The organism is Rhodococcus sp. IEGM 1351, from assembly GCF_030056875.1.
GTDB classification, from domain to species: domain Bacteria; phylum Actinomycetota; class Actinomycetes; order Mycobacteriales; family Mycobacteriaceae; genus Rhodococcus_F; species Rhodococcus_F opacus.
The window spans coordinates 33719-50303 of sequence record NZ_JASHKU010000008.1 but is presented as its reverse complement, the minus strand read 5'-3'; the positions used below and the strand labels follow the sequence as shown (position 1 = coordinate 50303).

General features: G+C 67.2%; 17 protein-coding genes. 5 read left to right on the top strand and 12 right to left on the bottom strand.

The features are described 5' to 3' along the window. Positions 1 to 8: 8 nt before the first annotated feature. Both QM806_RS15685 and QM806_RS15680 read right to left on the bottom strand, forming a co-directional pair. On the bottom strand, positions 9 to 1511 hold the full coding sequence (locus QM806_RS15685) for a sensor histidine kinase (protein WP_005259727.1): 1503 nt from the start codon (positions 1509 to 1511) through the stop codon (positions 9 to 11). 17 nt (positions 1512 to 1528) lie between these two features. Continuing rightward, complete coding sequence (locus tag QM806_RS15680; RefSeq protein WP_005240095.1) at positions 1529 to 1744, bottom strand: biotin/lipoyl-binding carrier protein; 216 nt, start codon at positions 1742 to 1744, stop codon at positions 1529 to 1531. A gap of 94 nt (positions 1745 to 1838) precedes the next feature. On the opposite strand from QM806_RS15680, the gene QM806_RS41690 reads away from it, so the two are divergent. Next, positions 1839 to 1913 carry a 50S ribosomal protein bL37 gene (locus QM806_RS41690; RefSeq protein ID WP_022597109.1) on the top strand — a complete coding sequence of 25 codons (75 nt, stop codon included), beginning with the start codon at positions 1839 to 1841 and terminating at the stop codon, positions 1911 to 1913. A 70-nt stretch (positions 1914 to 1983) separates the two neighbouring features. Here the strand turns inward: QM806_RS41690 and rsrA are convergent, their stop codons facing one another. Beyond that, positions 1984 to 2265 (bottom strand): mycothiol system anti-sigma-R factor, encoded by a 282-nt coding sequence (gene rsrA, locus QM806_RS15675; RefSeq protein WP_005240092.1) that lies wholly within the window; start codon positions 2263 to 2265, stop codon positions 1984 to 1986. Then, positions 2262 to 2921: a sigma-70 family RNA polymerase sigma factor gene (locus tag QM806_RS15670; RefSeq protein ID WP_371737077.1), complete on the bottom strand. Its 660-nt coding sequence runs from the start codon at positions 2919 to 2921 to the stop codon at positions 2262 to 2264. Before QM806_RS15670 ends, rsrA begins: the two co-directional genes overlap by 4 nt. Positions 2922 to 3097: 176 nt before the next feature. Between QM806_RS15670 and ybaK the strand changes: the two genes are divergently transcribed. After that, complete coding sequence (gene ybaK, locus QM806_RS15665; protein ID WP_005259729.1) at positions 3098 to 3592, top strand: Cys-tRNA(Pro) deacylase; 495 nt, start codon at positions 3098 to 3100, stop codon at positions 3590 to 3592. Here ybaK and QM806_RS15660 read toward each other — a convergent pair. Beyond that, positions 3579 to 4337: an SOS response-associated peptidase gene (locus QM806_RS15660; RefSeq protein ID WP_043787757.1), complete on the bottom strand. Its 759-nt coding sequence runs from the start codon at positions 4335 to 4337 to the stop codon at positions 3579 to 3581. The genes ybaK and QM806_RS15660 overlap by 14 nt on opposite strands. Positions 4338 to 4415: 78 nt before the next feature. On the opposite strand from QM806_RS15660, the gene aroA reads away from it, so the two are divergent. Next, the gene (aroA, locus tag QM806_RS15655; protein WP_133986525.1) at positions 4416 to 5732 is read left to right on the top strand and encodes a 3-phosphoshikimate 1-carboxyvinyltransferase; all 1317 of its coding nucleotides are present in this window, start codon (positions 4416 to 4418) and stop codon (positions 5730 to 5732) included. Next, entirely contained in the window at positions 5678 to 6718 is a 1041-nt protein-coding gene (gene rsgA, locus QM806_RS15650; RefSeq protein ID WP_005562531.1) for a ribosome small subunit-dependent GTPase A, read from the top strand. The genes aroA and rsgA overlap by 55 nt, the downstream gene beginning before the upstream one ends. 29 nt (positions 6719 to 6747) lie before the next feature. Here rsgA and QM806_RS15645 read toward each other — a convergent pair whose 3' ends face one another. The 6 genes from QM806_RS15645 to QM806_RS15620 form a co-directional block, all read right to left on the bottom strand. After that, the gene (locus QM806_RS15645; RefSeq protein WP_005562532.1) at positions 6748 to 7986 is read right to left on the bottom strand and encodes a fatty acid desaturase family protein; all 1239 of its coding nucleotides are present in this window, start codon (positions 7984 to 7986) and stop codon (positions 6748 to 6750) included. Positions 7987 to 8098: 112 nt separating this feature from the next. Further along, positions 8099 to 9355 carry a fatty acid desaturase family protein gene (locus QM806_RS15640; RefSeq protein ID WP_061041172.1) on the bottom strand — a complete coding sequence of 419 codons (1257 nt, stop codon included), beginning with the start codon at positions 9353 to 9355 and terminating at the stop codon, positions 8099 to 8101. A gap of 62 nt (positions 9356 to 9417) precedes the next feature. Further along, positions 9418 to 10533, bottom strand: coding sequence for a ferredoxin reductase (locus QM806_RS15635; protein ID WP_005259737.1), 1116 nt, complete (start codon positions 10531 to 10533; stop codon positions 9418 to 9420). Positions 10534 to 10624: 91 nt separating this feature from the next. Beyond that, positions 10625 to 11137, bottom strand: coding sequence for a DUF6912 family protein (locus QM806_RS15630; RefSeq protein WP_005259738.1), 513 nt, complete (start codon positions 11135 to 11137; stop codon positions 10625 to 10627). Positions 11138 to 11167: 30 nt separating this feature from the next. After that, entirely contained in the window at positions 11168 to 12592 is a 1425-nt protein-coding gene (locus tag QM806_RS15625) for a WS/DGAT/MGAT family O-acyltransferase (protein ID WP_005259739.1), read from the bottom strand. Then, entirely contained in the window at positions 12586 to 13023 is a 438-nt protein-coding gene (locus QM806_RS15620) for an HAD-IA family hydrolase (protein WP_037204691.1), read from the bottom strand. The genes QM806_RS15625 and QM806_RS15620 overlap by 7 nt, the downstream gene beginning before the upstream one ends. A 105-nt stretch (positions 13024 to 13128) precedes the next feature. Between QM806_RS15620 and QM806_RS15615 the strand changes: the two genes are divergently transcribed. Beyond that, positions 13129 to 13653, top strand: a complete 525-nt coding sequence (locus tag QM806_RS15615; RefSeq protein WP_005562538.1) for an Rv3235 family protein — start codon at positions 13129 to 13131, stop codon at positions 13651 to 13653. 16 nt (positions 13654 to 13669) lie between these two features. Here QM806_RS15615 and secA read toward each other — a convergent pair whose 3' ends face one another. Continuing rightward, positions 13670 to 16540: a preprotein translocase subunit SecA gene (secA, locus tag QM806_RS15610; protein WP_064080335.1), complete on the bottom strand. Its 2871-nt coding sequence runs from the start codon at positions 16538 to 16540 to the stop codon at positions 13670 to 13672. Between the last annotated feature and the right edge of the window lie 45 nt (positions 16541 to 16585).

Sequence of the window (16585 nt, the reverse complement as noted above, 5' to 3'; positions counted from 1 at the left end):
CCCGCCGGTCAGTACCGGGGCCCACGACGGCCCAGCGGTACGCGTAACACGGCATCCGTGCCACCGTCCGCCCCGGGATGCAGCCCGAGGGAACCGTTCAGCTCGGCGGCCACCAGGGTCCGGACGATCTGCAGACCGAGACGGTCGGACCGCTCGAGGCTGAAACCGGGTGGTAATCCCCTGCCGTCGTCGTGGATCACGACGTCCAGCCACCGCGCGGAGCGTTCGGCCCTCATGGTGACCGTCCCCGGCGCGCCGGGTTCGAAGGCGTGCTCGATCGCGTTCTGCACGAGTTCGGTCAGCACCATCACCAGTGGCGTGGCCCGCTCCGCGGAGAACACGCCGAAGCTACCCTCCCGGCGGACCTTGATCGGCGTGCTCACCGTCGCCACGTCCGACAGGATCGGCACGAGGCGGTCGACGACCTCGTCGAGGTTCACTTCCTCGTCCACCGACATCGACAGTGTGTCGTGCACCAGGGCGATCGAGGTGACGCGGCGCACCGATTCGCTCAGCGCCTGCCGGGCTTCCTCGTTGTTGGTGCGCCGGGCCTGCAGTCGCAGGAGCGCCGCCACGGTCTGCAGATTGTTCTTCACCCGGTGATGGATCTCGCGGATCGTCGCGTCCTTGCTGAGCAGGGCGCGATCCCGCCTCTTCACCTCGGTGACGTCCCGCACGACGACAGCGGCGCCCACCCGCTTCCCGCCGGGTTTGAGGACCAGCGCCCGGAGCAGCACGGTCGCTCCCCTGGCTTCGATCTCCATGCGACGACCCGGCTTGTCGGCGATGGTGTCGCGGATGTACCCGGCGACCTCCTGCGACTCGAACGGGTCCGTCACGAGCGAGCGCGTGGTGGCGGCGAGGTTCTGACCGATCAGGTCCGAGCTCAGACCCATCCGGTGGTAGGCCGACAGCGCATTGGGACTCGCGTAGACCACGCTGCCGTCGGTGTCGAGACGGATGAAGCCGTCGCCGGCACGGGGACTCGAGTTGGTGTCCGACCGGGCCTCCCGGATCGGGAAGGTGCCGTCGCTGATCATCTGGCACAGATCCTCGGCGCAGTCGAGATACGCGACCTCGAGCGGGCTCTGCGCCCGCTGGTGCGACAGGTTGGTGTCCCGGCTCAGGACCGCGATCACCTCGCCGTTCCACCGCACCGGGACCGCCTCTCCGCGCGGCGGCAGACCCTCGTGCCCGCCGCCGTCCTCGGGGCGCACGACGCGGCCCTCGAGCAGCGCCTGCAGCACCTGCGGGTGTTCCGACTCCGACACGACGGTCCCGACGACGTCCTCCGGGAACGCGGTCGACGCGGTGGTGGGTCTGCAGTGCGCGACGCAGATCACGGTGCCGGTGGGGTTGGTGGCCGCGGAATCCGTTCCGACCCAGAGCAGAACGTCCGCAAAGGAGAGGTCGGCGAGCAACTGCCATTCACCGACGACGCGCTGGAGATGATCGACGGCCTCGCCGGGCAGGTCGGTGTGTTCGGCGAGCAGGTCACTCAGTGTGGACATCGTCGGTGGGTGTCAGCTCAGGAGATGACAGCGATCAGATCGCCCTGCTGGATCACGTCGCCGACCTTGACGTCCACGGAGGTGACCGTGCCGGGCTCTTCGGCGATGACGGGGATCTCCATCTTCATCGACTCCAGGATGACGAGGGTGTCACCCTCCTTCACCTCGTCACCCGCGCTCACCACAACCTGATACACCGTCGAAACCATTTCGGCGCGCACGTCTTCTGCCATTGTGATCCTTCACTCCCGGGTGTCGAGAAAGCCCTGTTGCAAGGACACCCAACCACACGTGGAAGACTGTGGTGAAAAGAAGGGAGATCTACTCATGGGTAAGCGTGGTCGTAAGAAGCGCAGTCGCAAGGGCAACGCCGCAAACCACGGCAAGCGTCCCAACGCCTGACGCGCCGTAGAACGCACCAGGGGCCGGAAAGCAGCGATGCTTTCCGGCCCCTGATTGCTGTTCTGACGAGTTATGCGTCTGGTTCGGTGTTCGTGATCAGGATTGTCCGCCGCAACTCGATGGAGAGCCTCTGACGCAGACTTTCCGGCGCGTGCTCCCCACCGCACTTGCGGTTCACGAGGCTCTTCACCTTCTCCTCGATCCCGTACGCCTCGAGGCACGACCCGCACTCGTCGAGGTGCCTCTGCAGCCGCGCCCTCGACGCCTCGTCGCATTCACGGTCCAGCATCAGCCAGACGTCCGCGATGACGGCGGAGCAGTCGAGCTGCTCGAATTCGTCCTGCTCGCTCACCGAGAAACCTCCTGCTCCGTGCTCACTACACTGTCGCCGGGCACCTCGTCGGTGCCCCCACGGTTGAATCCACGTTCGCGTGCGACATCGGCGAGCAGACCCCGGAGCTGCTTGCGCCCGCGGTGCAGTCGCGACATCACGGTCCCGATCGGGGTGCCCATGATCTCGGCGATCTCCTTGTAGGGGAATCCCTCGACGTCGGCGTAGTAGACGGCCATCCGGAACTCCTCCGGCAGGGCCTGGAGTGCTTCCTTGATGTCGTCGTCGGGGAGCGCGTCCAGGGCCTCGACCTCGGCGGACCGCAGACCGGTCGACGAATGTTCCGCCGTCGCCGCCAGCTGCCAGTCGGTGATCTCGTCGGTGGGGTACTGCGCGGGCTGGCGCTGCTTCTTGCGGTACGAGTTGATGTACGTGTTCGTGAGAATCCGGTACAGCCATGCCTTGAGGTTGGTGCCCTCGCGGAACGAACGGAACGCCGTGTAGGCCTTCACGTACGTTTCCTGCACGAGGTCCTCGGCGTCCGCCGGGTTCCTGGTCATCCTCAGAGCAGCGCCGTACAGCTGATCCAGAAGTGGGAGCGCATCCCTTTCGAAACGCGCGATCAACTCGTCCTGTGGCTCGGCCTGGTCTGCCGTCGGACGGTCATGTTCCTGCACGCTGATCCCTTCGGTCGCCGTGGGCGTCAACGTTACCGCCAACTGCAAACGCGACGTGGGCTCCATCACCGAGGACATCACGATACGGACCACTCCCTTCGATGCACTGTTCTTCTGCAGGTACCAACACGCCTCGCGTCCGCTGTGTTCCCGACCGCGTGGCAGAGTGTCTGTCCATGGCCGGAACTGCCACTCCCGCGACGAAGCTGCTCGTCGAACACCGCATCGACCACAACGTGCACAGCTACGCGCACGATGCGCGGGCGGAATCGTACGGTTCGGAGGCCGTCGACGCCCTGGGCGAGACGGTCGGCGTCACCGCCCACCAGGTCTTCAAGACGCTGGTGATCAAACTCGACACCGGCAAGCTGGCGGTGGCGGTCGTGCCGGTGCCGGAGAAACTGTCGCTGAAGGCGGCGGCCGCGGCGCTGGGCGCGGGCAAGGCCGTGATGGCGGAACGCACCGAGGCGGAGCGCTCCACCGGGTACGTCTTCGGCGGCATCTCACCGCTCGGCCAGCGCAAGGCACTCCCGACGGTCGTCGACGCGTCGGCTCTCGACTGGGACCGGGTGCTGTGCAGCGCCGGCAGGCGCGGACTCGAGATCGAACTCGCGCCCGCCGACCTGGTGCGGCTCAGCGGCGCCGTCACCGCGGCGGTCACAGCAGGCTGATCTGCTCCCCCACCTGTGCCTCGTCACGACCGGCCGCGTCCGGGTCGAGGAGTTCCGGTCCGTTGTTCTTCACACTGTTCACCAGCGTGGACACCCGCCGGACGGTGATATCGGCGATGGCGTCGGGTGACACCTCGAGTAGATCCGTCGACGCGGGATGCTCGGGATCGAGCCATGCGGTCCAGCGGTCGCGGGGCATCACCAGCGGCATCCGGTCGTGCACGTTCTCGAGTTGGGCGGCTGAGTCGACCGTGATGATGCTGCAGCTCAGAACCGGGGGCGACTCCGCGACCGCGGGATCGTGCCAGACCGACCACAGCCCGGCCATGTACAGGCGCGAGCCGTCCTCCGGCGACATGTAGTACGGGATCTTCTTCGCCTTGCCCGACTTCTTCCCGGCGGCCGCCGCATCGACCTCGGTCTGCCACTCGTACCAGCCGTCCATCGGAACGAGGCAGCGCTTGTACTTGAACGCGTTCCGGAAGGCCGGTTTGTTGTCGACCGAATCCGCTCGCGCGTTGAACAGCACCGGCCCCTTGCCGAGCTCCTTCGTCCACGACGGCACGAGCCCCCACCGCATCCGCCGGATCCGCCGGGCGTCGTGGCGGTCGACGACCGTCAGGACCTGCGTGGTGGGCGCCACGTTGTAGTCGGGCGGACTCTCCTCCTCGCCCGCCTCGTTGATCGCATCGAGGTCGGCCGCGAGTGTCGCCGGATTCGCAGTGGTCGCATACCTGCCGCACATGCCCACCAGAGTGGCACGAACCACCGACACCCGCGACACGCCGCCCACCCCGCCCCGCGACCCGCCCGATAGGCGAAGATGGAGACCGTGAGCCTGAGCCTGTGGAACGCCCCCCGCGCCGAAGCGCCCGTCGTCGCGACGGTCGCCCTCCCCGGATCGAAGTCGATCACCAATCGCGCGCTGATCCTCGCCGCACTCGCGGACGGTCCGTCCACCCTCACCGGGGCACTGCGCAGCCGGGACACCGACCTCATGATCGGCGCGCTCCGCACGCTCGGCATCAGCATCGAGACGGTCGGCGCCGACACGACGCTGCGGGTCACCCCCGGACGACTCCGGGGCGGTGCGGTCGACTGCGGACTGGCGGGCACCGTCATGCGGTTCCTTCCGCCGGTCGCGGCGCTCGCGAGCGGAACGGTTCACTTCGACGGGGACGAGCAGGCGCGCACCCGGCCCCTCGACACGATCCTGGATGCGCTGCGCGGTCTCGGCGCGGACATCGACGGCGATTCCCTCCCGTTCACGGTCCGCGGTGCGGGCTCGCTGCGCGGTGGACGGGTCACCATCGACGCGTCCGGCTCGTCACAGTTCGTCTCCGGGCTGCTGCTGTCGGCGGCCGCGTTCGACGAGGGTGTCACGGTCCATCACGACGGCAAGACGGTCCCGTCCATGCCGCACATCGACATGACGGTCGAGATGCTGCGCGAGTCGGGTGTCGAGGTCACGACCCCGGCGACGGGCGGGGAGGCCGACACGTGGCGGGTGAGCCCCGGTGTCGTCCGGGCCGTCGACCGGGCGATCGAGCCCGATCTGTCGAATGCCACCGCCTTCCTGGCCGCCGCCGCCGTCACCAGCGGTGAGGTGACCGTTCCCCTGTGGCCGAGCAGGACGACGCAACCAGGCGACGCGATCCGGGAAATCCTCCTGGCGATGGGCGCGGACGTCCGGCTGGACGGCGCGAACCTCACCGTCCGTGGTCCGCAGCAGCTGACCGGCATCGACATCGACCTGCACGACGTGGGCGAACTCACCCCGACCGTGGCGGCGCTCGCCGCACTCGCGGACGGCCCGTCGCACCTGCGGGGCATCGCGCACCTGCGCGGTCACGAGACCGACCGGCTGGCCGCGCTCGCACACGAGATCAACTCGCTGGGCGGGAACGTCACCGAGACCGAGGACGGCCTCACGATCGTCCCGGCGGACCTGCACGGTGGGACGTGGCACTCCTACGCCGACCACCGGATGGCGACCGCGGGCGCCATCGTCGGGCTGCGGGTCGACGGCATCGAGATCGAGGACGTCGGCACCACGGCCAAGACCCTGCCCGGTTTCGAGAACCTGTGGGCCACAATGCTGTCCGCGGCCGCGGGCACCGAACGGAAGGCGAGCTTCTGAGTCGCAGGCAGTACGACGAGTCCGACGTCCGGGTACGCCCGGGCCGAGGAACGCGCCCGCGCACGAAGACCCGGCCGGAGCACCTCGCCGCGGAGTCGGCGATGGTCGTCTCGGTCGACCGCGGCCGGTGGGGTTGCGTGCTGGGCGGCGACCCCGAGCGTCCCCTCGTCACCATGCGCGCCCGGGAACTGGGCCGCACCCCCATCGTGGTCGGCGACGAGGTGAGTGTCGTCGGTGATCTGTCCGGCAAGCCCGACACCCTGGCGCGGATCGTGCGGGTCGCCGAACGCTCCACGGTGCTGCGACGCACCGCCGACGACACCGATCCGTACGAGCGGATCGTCGTGGCCAACGCCCAGCAGCTGCTGATCGTCGTGGCGCTCGCCGACCCGCCGCCCCGGACGGGATTCGTCGAACGTGCGCTCGTCGCCGCGTACGCGGGCGGATTGAGTCCCATCGTGTGCCTCACGAAGAGCGATCTCGAGCCGCCCGAGGAGTTCGCGAGCGCGTTCGCCGACCTCGACGTCCCCGTCGTCGTGGCCGGTCGCGACGATCCGGTCGACGAGGTCTTGTCGATGCTGTCGGGCCGGCTCACCGCGCTGATCGGCCACTCGGGGGTCGGGAAGTCGACTCTCGTCAACCGCCTCGTGCCCGACGCCGACCGGGCCGTCGGCGTGGTCTCCGGCGTCGGCAAGGGCAGGCATACGTCCACGCAATCGGTGGCGCTGCCGCTTCCGACGGGCGGCTGGGCGATCGACACCCCCGGCATCCGGTCGTTCGGACTGGCCCACATTTCCCCGGAGAACGTGGTGGCCGCGTTCTCCGATCTGGCCGCGGCCATCGAGGACTGCCCGAGGGGGTGCACCCACCTCGGCCCGCCCGCAGACCCGGAATGCGCGCTCGACCGGCTGGAGGGCAAGGCCGCCAAACGCGTCGACGCGGTCCGTCACCTCCTCACGGCCATCGCGTCCAACGAAGCCTGGTGAGGGACGAACCGCGTCGATAGCGGTACTTTCTAGCGGGACAGCAGCGCGCGAAGACCGCGGCGCTTGCGGGTGCGCTTGATCGCGGTACTCAATCCCTGACGGCGACCGGTTACGGGATCGATTGTCGCCGTGGTGTTTCCACCGAACTTGCGCTCCGACGCCGTCTCCGGCGCGTCGTCCGCGGTCGCCTTGAGGTACTTGTTCGGCAACGACAGCTTGGCGATGGTGCGCCACGACTTCGCGTACTGCACGAGGAAGGGCCCGGTCGTGTACGGCAGGTCGTACTTGTCGCACAGTTCCCGCACCCGCACGGCAATCTCCGAGTAGCGGTTGCTGGGCAGGTCGGGGAACAGGTGGTGCTCGATCTGGTAGCTGAGATTGCCGGACATGAAGTCCATCAGCTTGCCACCCTCGATGTTCGCGCTACCGAGCATCTGCCGCAGGTACCATTCGGCCGGCGTTTCCTTGTCGATGTCCGCCTTGGTGAACTTCTCGGCGCCGTCCGGGAAGTGTCCACAGAAGATGATCGCGTTGGTCCACACGTTGCGGATCATGTTCGCGGCGATGTTTGCGGTGAGCGTGCTCTTCCACGCGGGACCCGTGACCGCGGGGTGCACGACATAGTCCTTGAGGATCTGCTTGCCGACCTTCTCGCCGACCTCACGGAGCTTGCGCTGGGTCTCCTCGCTCGGCACGCGCCCCTTGGCGACCTTGCCGAGTTCGAGATGCTGCGCCGCGATTCCGTACTCGAAGAACAGCGCGAGCAGCGTGTTGTACAGGAGATTGCCGGTGTTGAACGGCTTCCACCGCTGGTCACGCGTGACGCGCAGCAGTCCGTATCCCACGTCGTCGTCCATGCCGAGGACGTTGGTGTACTTGTGGTGAATGTAGTTGTGCGTCTGCTTCCAGTGAGCGGACGGTCCCGTCACGTCCCACTCCCACGAGGTGGAGTGGATCTCGGGATCGTTCATCCAGTCCCACTGGCCGTGCATGACGTTGTGGCCGAGTTCCATGTTCTCGATGATCTTCGAGAGAGACAGCATGGCCGTACCCGCCAGCCAGGCGGGACGCCGCTTGCTCGCGAAGAGGACGGCTCGGCCACCGATTTCGAGGGAACGCTGCAGTCTGATCGTGTTTCGCACGTACCGCGCGTCACGCTCCCCGCGGGACTCTTCGATATCGCGCCGGATCGCATCGAGCTCGCGTCCGAGCGACTCGATGTCGGCTTCGGTGAGATGTGCGTATTCCTTGACGTCTGCAATCGCCATGGGGGACCTCCTCCTGGCTGGGTCGACAGTTCACACCCGAAAGGCGCTGACTCGACCTACCGTACCGTAAGTTACGACACCGTAGGTTACCTGAGTGTAGGTGTGAGTGAAATCACCGTCGACGTCGAGGAATCTTGGCCTCCGCGCGGGCGCGCAACGCCGACAGCAGACCCCGCCGCTGCCCCGTGACGGGATCCGTGCGCAACGTCTCGACCATGGCGGCACCCGCATCACGGGCGTCGCGGAACTTGCGTTCCGAGGACGTCTCCGGGGCGTCGTCCGCCGTCGCCCGCAGGAACCGGTCGGGCAGGGCGAGCTTGTGGATCGTGCGCAGAGCCAGCAGGTACTGCTTGGCGAGCGAACCCGTGGTGTACGGCAGGTCGTACTTCTCGCACAGCGCCCGCACCTTCACGGCGATCTCCGGGTACCGGTTGCTCGGCAGGTCCGGGAACAGGTGATGCTCGATCTGGTAGCTGAGATTGCCGCTCATGAAACCCATGACCTTGCCGGAATCGAAATTGGCACTGCCGAGCATCTGCCGGAGATACCACTCGTGCCGGGTCTCGTTCTCGTACTCGTCCACCGTGAACTTCTCGGCACCGTCCGGGAAGTGCCCGCAGAAGATCACCACATAGGCCCACAGATTCCGCACGAGATTGGCGGTGGCGTTGGCCGTCAGCGTCGACTTCCACGCCGGCCCCGCGAGCACCGGGAACAGCAGGAAGTCCTTGCCGACCTGACGGAAGATCTTGCGACCGAAATCCTTGTTGGCCTGGGAATTGAGCTGACCCTTCTCCGCACCCTCGAGCTCGGCCGCGAAGGTGAGGTCGTGGAGCGCGATCCCCCACTCGAACGTGGCGGCCAGGATGATGTTGGCGAACGGCTGCAGCAGATTGATCGGCCGCCACTCCTCGTCGCGGGTCATCCGGAGGATGCCGAACCCCACATCGGAATCCATTCCCACGATGTTGGTGAACGTGTGGTGGGAGTAGTTGTGCGCCCGCTTCCAATGCTCCGAGGGGCCCGTCTGATCCCACTCCCACGACATGGAGTGGATCTCCGGATCGTTCATCCAGTCCCACTGGCCGTGCATCACGTTGTGGCCGAGTTCCATGTTCTCGATGATCTTCGAGAGGGACAGCATCGCGGTGCCCGCGAGCCAGGCCGGGCGGTAGCGGCTTCCGAACAACGCAACCCGGCCACCGAGCTCCAGCAGCCGTTGCGCCCTGATGGCCCGGCGGATGTAGCGGGCGTCGCGAACGCCCCGCGAATCCTCCACGTCGAGCCGGATCGCATCCAACTCACGCCCGAGCGATTCGATGTCCGCTTCGGTCAGATGCGCGAACTCTTTGATGTCGGTGATCGCCACCGTGCTCCTCCGTCTGGTGAGAGTCCGAGAATAGCGGAGTCAGGTGAACAACACGCCCACGCTCACGCGTCGAGCGTGCAGTCCCCTGCCGCCGCGGAGATACAAGTCTGGACTCGGTCACCTTCGGCGTGCTGCTTGCCGGACCTCAGGTCGATGGCGTGCCCGGCGAGGATCGGCACGACACACGTCTGGCAGATACCCATCCGGCAGCCGAACGGCATCAGTGCCCCGACCTGCTCACCCGCCTCGAGGAGAGTGGTGGCACCGTCGATCGTCACGGTCTTGTCGGCCTTGGCGAACGTGACGGTCCCGCCCTCGCCGGACGTGTCCGCGCGGGAGACGGCGAACCGCTCGAGGTGCAACTTGTCCTCGATGCCCTCGTCACGCCACAGCGTCTCGATCTCGTCGAGCATCGGCAGCGGTCCGCACGCCCACGTCTGCCGTTCGCGCCAGTCGGGACACACCTCGTCGAGCGAGGACAGCGCGAACTTGCCCTGGCTGCGGGTGAGCTGGATCTTGCACCGGAAGTCGTCGTGCTCCTCGTGGAGCCGGGTGAGCTCGTCGGCGAACATCACGTCGGCGTCGGTGGGGGCCGAGTGGACGTGGAAGACGTCGGGGAGCTGACCGCGCCGGTTCATCGTGCGCAGCATCGCCATGACGGGAGTGATGCCGCTGCCCGCGGTGAGGAACAGGATCCGCTGCGGCGGCGGGTCGGGCAGCGCGAAGTTGCCCGTGGGGGTCGCGAGCCGCACGATCGTCCCCGAGGGCACACCGTTGACGAGGTGACTCGACAGGAACCCCTCGGGCATCGCCTTGACGGCGATGGAGATGAGCTTGTCGTCCCAGTTCGGCGGCGAGGTGAGGGAGTACGAGCGCCAGTGCCAGCGTCCGTCGATGTGCAGACCGATGCCGATGTACTGGCCGGGCTCGTAGTCGAAGTCGAATCCCCAGCCCGGCTTGATGACGATCGTGGCCGAGTCCGCGGTCTCCGCGCGCACCTCTACGATCTGTCCGCGCAGTTCGCGAGCCGACCACAGTGGGTTGGCGAGATGCAGGTAGTCGTCGGGCAGCAACGGCGTCGTGAGCCGTGCCGCCGCACCTCGCAACCAATTGAGCTTGGACCGCTTGGCGGGCACAACCGCTGCTGCGGGCGCCTCGATCCAATCCTTCAGACCCATCCGACCTCCACCTTTTCCGTCATGACCTACGCTACCGTAGGTTATCAAGTTACGGTACCGTAGGTTACCCCAAGGTAAGAGGACGTACCGGTCAGAGCAGTTCGAGAAGGAACGGAAGCTCCTGAGTGGCGTACCACGCCAGGACATGATCCTCCGCGTCACCGAGAACGAACTCGGCGTCGGGGTCCCCGAGATCCGCCTCGTCGATCGCCGACACGGCCCGTTCGATGTCCGGCTCCGCCTCCGCGAGATCCACGTGCACCGACGCGACCGTGCCGATCGTCACCGGACCGGGCAACCGGACCACGGCGTCGTCGAGATCCGGCCGCGGCGTCACCTCGTCCACGTCCGCGGCGACCACGGCGCGACGGAAGCGAACCCCGTCGCTTCCGCTCTCCCCCACCCGGCCCGCGATCAGTCGCAGCGAGGCGCGGGCGGCCTCGGCCATCGCGACCTCGGCCAGTTCCTCGTCGTCGCCCGACGAGTACGCCTCGCGGAGCGTGGGGGTGACGGCGAAGGCGGTACGGCTCATCGGATCGAACTCCCGGTCGGCGACGAGCCGCTGGAGGATCTCGATCGTCGCGGGAACGTACACCCTCGTCATGCGTCACCCGTCATTCGCACCGCGGACTTCTCACCGACTGGCATCCAACAACTCCTCGAGAGATTCGTACAGCAGCGCCGCCACCACGTCCACGTCGGCCATGGCGTCACGGTCTGCATTCAAACCGTAGTAGACGTTGCCGTCGTAGGACGTCAGGCCGATGCTCAAAGTCTGGTTTTTCAGCAGCGGCGACACCGGATACATCTCGAGCATCCGCGCTCCCCCGACGTACAGCGGCAGCTGCGGTCCCGGCGCGTTGGTGATCATCAGGTTGAACATCCGCTGCGAGAAGCTGCTCGCGACACGGGCACTCATCGCGTGCAGCGTGGCGGGCGCGAATCCCGACAACCGCACCAGGGTCTCCGCGGTGACCCTCTGGCTCTGCTTGGCGTGCGCCTCCATGGCGTGCGCCACGTGCGACAGCCGCACCACGGCATTCGGTTCCCCGACCGGCAGGTCGATGAGGAACGACGACACCATGCTTCGCGGATCCGCCCATTCGCCGCGGCGTGACTCCTCGTCGTCGGTCTCGGGGTCCGTCGCGTACACGGACATCGGGACCATGGCCCGGACCGTGGTCGACTCGGCCACCGGCTCGCCGCGGGAGAGCAGCCAATACCGCATCGCACCCGACACGACGGCGAGGATGACGTCGTTGACCTCGCACCCGTACTGCGCGCGGATCTTCCGGTAGTCACCCAGCTCGGTCTTGACCACCGCGAAGCGCCGATTGCGTGAAATGGTCGCGTTCAGCGGACTCGCCGGCGCCACCTGCGTGGCGGTGCGCACGACGGCGGCGACCTTGCCGACGGCGCGCACGGTCTCACCGAGCGCGGACGCCATGTCACCCAACGTCATCCGCAGCGCCGCCAGCCCTTCGCCCGGCCGCGCCACCATCTCCGCCAGCGCCCCGGCGATCAGTGTGGACTCACTGGGGGCGGGGCTCGGCATCCACAGCTCCTCGGCCATGGGACGCCGGGTCTTCGCCGGGTCGAGGATCACCTGACCGATCTCGAGCGCCGTCTCACCGTCGACCAGCGACGAATGGGACTTCGTGAAGATGGCGAAGCGATTGTTCGACAACCCCTCCACCAGGTACATCTCCCACAGCGGTCGCGTGTTGTCGAGCGGCCGGGACGTGAGCCGTGCGACCAGATCGTGCAACTGGGCATCCGATCCGGGCTTCGGCAGCGCCGACCGCCGGACGTGGTACTCGATGTCGAAGTCCTGGTCGTCCACCCAGACCGGCCGCGACAGTCCCAGCGCCACCTCCCGCACCTTCTGCCGGTAGCGCGGGACCAGACTCAGTCGTTCCTCGACGAGGCTCAGTAATTCCTCGTAGGACAACCCGTTTCGCGGCTTGCGGAAGATCGCGAGCGAACCCACGTGCATCGGCGTACTGCTCGCCTCGAGAAAATAGAACGACGCGTCCTGCGTAGTCAGTCTCGTCACCATGTCGGCGCCTGTCCCCCTTGCATCCCATCTCGATCGACCTCGAGAAGTATCGCTATCTCGTCCGCGGTGGCGCCGCCGTCGACGTGGTGGATACCCACCATCCCGACGGCCACCGCACCCCGGACATTGACCGACAGGTCGTCGACGAAGATACAGTCCCCCGGGGCCAGACCGAGCGCGTCGGCCGTCAGCCGGTAGATCCGCGGATCAGGTTTGGCGACACCGACATCCCCGGACAGCACGACCTGATCGACCAGCCGGCCGTCACCGAGTTCCCGCAGCCACTGCGCGCCGGGACCACCGGGATCGTTGCTGAGGATCGCGGTCCGCACCCCACGAGTCCGGGCACCGGCGAGGACGGACGACAGGCCGTCCATGTCCGAACCGGGACCCGCGAGAACTCCTCCGAAGTCCAATATCAATCCCCGCACGTCCCCACCCTAGGGTCCGCTCCCCGGTTCGGCGACACGACGACGGGATCCGTGCGAGTATGACCGCTACGACGGCCGTCTCATGCCGAAACCGGGGGGTAAGAAATGAGTGAGTCCTACACGTTCCTGTCACGGGTGCCGCACTTCGAGCCGGCGGCCGGTGACGTTCCCGCACCGCCTCTGCCGGGGCGTTCGGCGGCGCCGTCGGGCGAACGGCACGCGTCCGGGCGCGGCAGGCACCGCTCGTCGCCCCACTCGGGGGCGTCGCCACGCACCGCCGCGACACAGCCGGGAACGCTGCCTCTTCCCTCACCGGACGTCCAGCGGTTCACGGAGCAGGCGTTCCGGCTCGTCCTCGAAGTGCTGGATCGGCGCCGCAACGTACGGCAATTGCGGCCGCTGGTGACGCCGTCGCTCGTCGACGTCGTGCGCACGCTCGCGCTGTCGGAGTCGCCCGCCCGGCGACTCGGTGTCGCGACGCTCGTCCGCGTGCACCTGCGCGCGGTGGAGCCGTGCGCGTTCGAGGCCTTCGGCACCTACGGCCGGGGACCGCGGATCTTCGTGATCGCAGCCCGTGTCGAACAGCAGTCCGACACGGGCTGGACCGTCACCTCGCTGGTGATCGGCTGATCGTCTTCGTCTGCGGTCAGCGCTTGCGCTTGGTCCGCGGGGCCTTCTTGCTCTTCGACTGCGACCGCGCGGCCTCACGCCGCTGACGACGGGTTCCGGCGTCGGCGGCATCGTCCGATTCGGCGGCTCCGCGGCGGCTGAGCTGGGCGTTGCCGTCCTCGGCAGGCCCGGAGTACGTGAGCCCGCGGGGCTCGCCGTCGTCCAGGCCCTTCGCACGGAGGGCGGACGGTGCCGCCGTGCCCTGCGCCTGCTGCGCCGCCTCCTGGGTGGGCAGTGGCCGCGGCGGTGCCGGAGCGGGCGAGGCCGACGCCGTCGCCGCTGCGGAAGCCGCGGTGACGCTCACGCCCGGGGCCTGTGCCGCCGTCGGGGCGGCCGCCTCGACCTGAAGGTTGAACAGGAATCCGACCGACTCCTCCTTCAGACCCTCGAGCATGCCGCCGAACATGTCGAAACCTTCGCGCTGGTACTCGACGAGCGGATCACGCTGGGCCATCGCCCGCAGGCCGATGCCCTCCTTGAGGTAGTCCATCTCGTAGAGGTGTTCGCGCCACTTGCGGTCGAGCACGCTCAGCAGGACGCGACGCTCCAGTTCGCGCATCGATCCCTCGCCGGCGACGCCGTCGATCTCGGCCTCGCGCCGGGCGTAGGCGTCGTGTGCGTCCTTCAGCAGGGTCTCGCGCAGCTCGTCGGCGGTGATGTCGTTGGTCTCACCGTCGTCGCCGTCGCCGACCAGTTCCTTGTAGTCGAGGCCGACCGGGTACAGCGTCTTGAGGGCCGTCCACAGTTGTTCGAGATCCCAGTCCTCGACGTATCCCTCGGCGGTGGCACCGTCGACGTAGGCGGTGACCACGTCGGTGATCATCTTCTCGACCTGGCCCTCCATGTCCTTGCCTTCGAGGATCTGGCGGCGCTCGTTGTAGATGACCGTGCGCTGCTGGTTCATCACCTCGTCGTACTTGAGGACGTTCTTGCGGATCTCGAAGTTCTGCTGCTCGACCTGCGTCTGGGCGCTCTTGATGGCCTTCGAGACCATCTTCGCCTCGATGGGAACGTCGTCGGGCAGGTTGAGCCGGGTCATGATCGACTCGAGGGCCGCGCCGTTGAACCGTCGCATCAACTCGTCGCCGAGCGACAGGTAGAACCGCGACTCACCCGGATCGCCCTGACGGCCGGAGCGGCCGCGCAACTGGTTGTCGATACGCCGGGATTCGTGCCGCTCGGTGCCGAGGACGTACAGTCCGCCCGCCTCCCGAACCTTGTCCGCGTCGGCTTTCACCTCGGCCTTGACCTGGTCGAGGACGTCGTCCCACGCCGCCTCGTAGTCGTCGGGCGTGTGGACGGGGTCGAGTCCCTGCTTGCGGAGCGCGATGTCCGCGATGATGTCGGGGTTGCCGCCGAGCACGACGTCGGTACCACGACCGGCCATGTTGGTCGCCACGGTGACGGCGCCCGACCTGCCGGCCTCGGCGATGATCTGGGCTTCCTGCTCGTGGAACTTCGCGTTCAGCACGTTGTGTGCCACGCCGCGCTTGGTGAACTGCTTCGACAGGTACTCGGACCGCTCGACGCTGGTGGTGCCGATCAGAACGGGCTGGCCCTTCTCGTGCCGCTCCACCACGTCGTCGACGACGGCGTCGAACTTGGCTTCCTCGGTCTTGTAGATCAGGTCGCCGTTGTCGACGCGGACCATCGGCCGGTTGGTGGGGATCGGGATGACGCCGAGGTTGTAGATCTGGTGCAGCTCGGCGGCCTCGGTCTCGGCCGTACCCGTCATGCCCGACAGCTTGTCGTAGAGACGGAAGTAGTTCTGGAGCGTGATCGTGGCGAGGGTCTGGTTCTCGGCCTTGATCTCGACCTTCTCCTTGGCCTCGATCGCCTGGTGCATGCCCTCGTTGTAGCGGCGGCCGACGAGGACGCGGCCGGTGAACTCGTCGACGATGATCACTTCGCCGTCGCGGACGATGTAGTCCTTGTCCTTCGTGTAGAGCTCCTTGGCCTTGATGGCGTTGTTCAGGTAGCTCACGAGCGGCGAGTTGGCGGCCTCGTACAGGTTGTCGATGCCGAGCTGGTCCTCGACGAGCTCGACGCCGGCCTCGTGGACGCCGATGGTGCGCTTGCGGATGTCGACCTCGTAGTGCACGTCACGCTTGAGCAGGGGCGCGATGCGCGCGAATTCCGCGTACCACTTGCTCGAGGCGTCGGCGGGGCCGGAGATGATGAGGGGGGTTCGGGCCTCGTCGATGAGGATGGAGTCGACTTCGTCGACGACGGCGAAGCTGTGACCGCGCTGGACGAGATCGTCCAGGGAGTGCGTCATGTTGTCGCGCAGATAGTCGAACCCGAACTCGTTGTTGGTGCCGTATGTGATGTCGGCCGCATAGGCTGCGCGACGCTCGGCCGGCGACATGCCGGACAGGATCACGCTGGTGTCGAGGCCGAGGAAGCGGTGGACGCGGCCCATCCACTCGGAGTCGCGCTTGGCGAGGTAGTCGTTGACCGTGACGACGTGCACGCCGTCGCCGGCGATCGCATTGAGGTACGCGGGCAACACGCAGGTCAGGGTCTTGCCCTCACCCGTCTTCATCTCGGCGATGTTGCCGAAGTGGAGGGCGGCGCCGCCCATGATCTGCACGTGGAAGTGCCGCTGGTCGATCACGCGCCAGGACGCCTCGCGGGCGACCGCGAACGCCTCGGGCAGCAGCTCATCGAGCGTCTCGCCGTCGCGGTAGCGGGCGCGGAACTCCTCGGTCTTCGCGCGGAGTTGCTCGTCGGTCAGGTCTTCGACCTCGGGCGACAGCGAGGAAACGTGGTCGGCGATGTGCTTGAGCCGCTTGACCATGCGACCTTCACCAACACGGAGCAGCTTCGATAGCGACAGCGACGGCACAGTCTTGTTCGTCCTCAATCTTCGGCAGTGGATGGGTGACACACA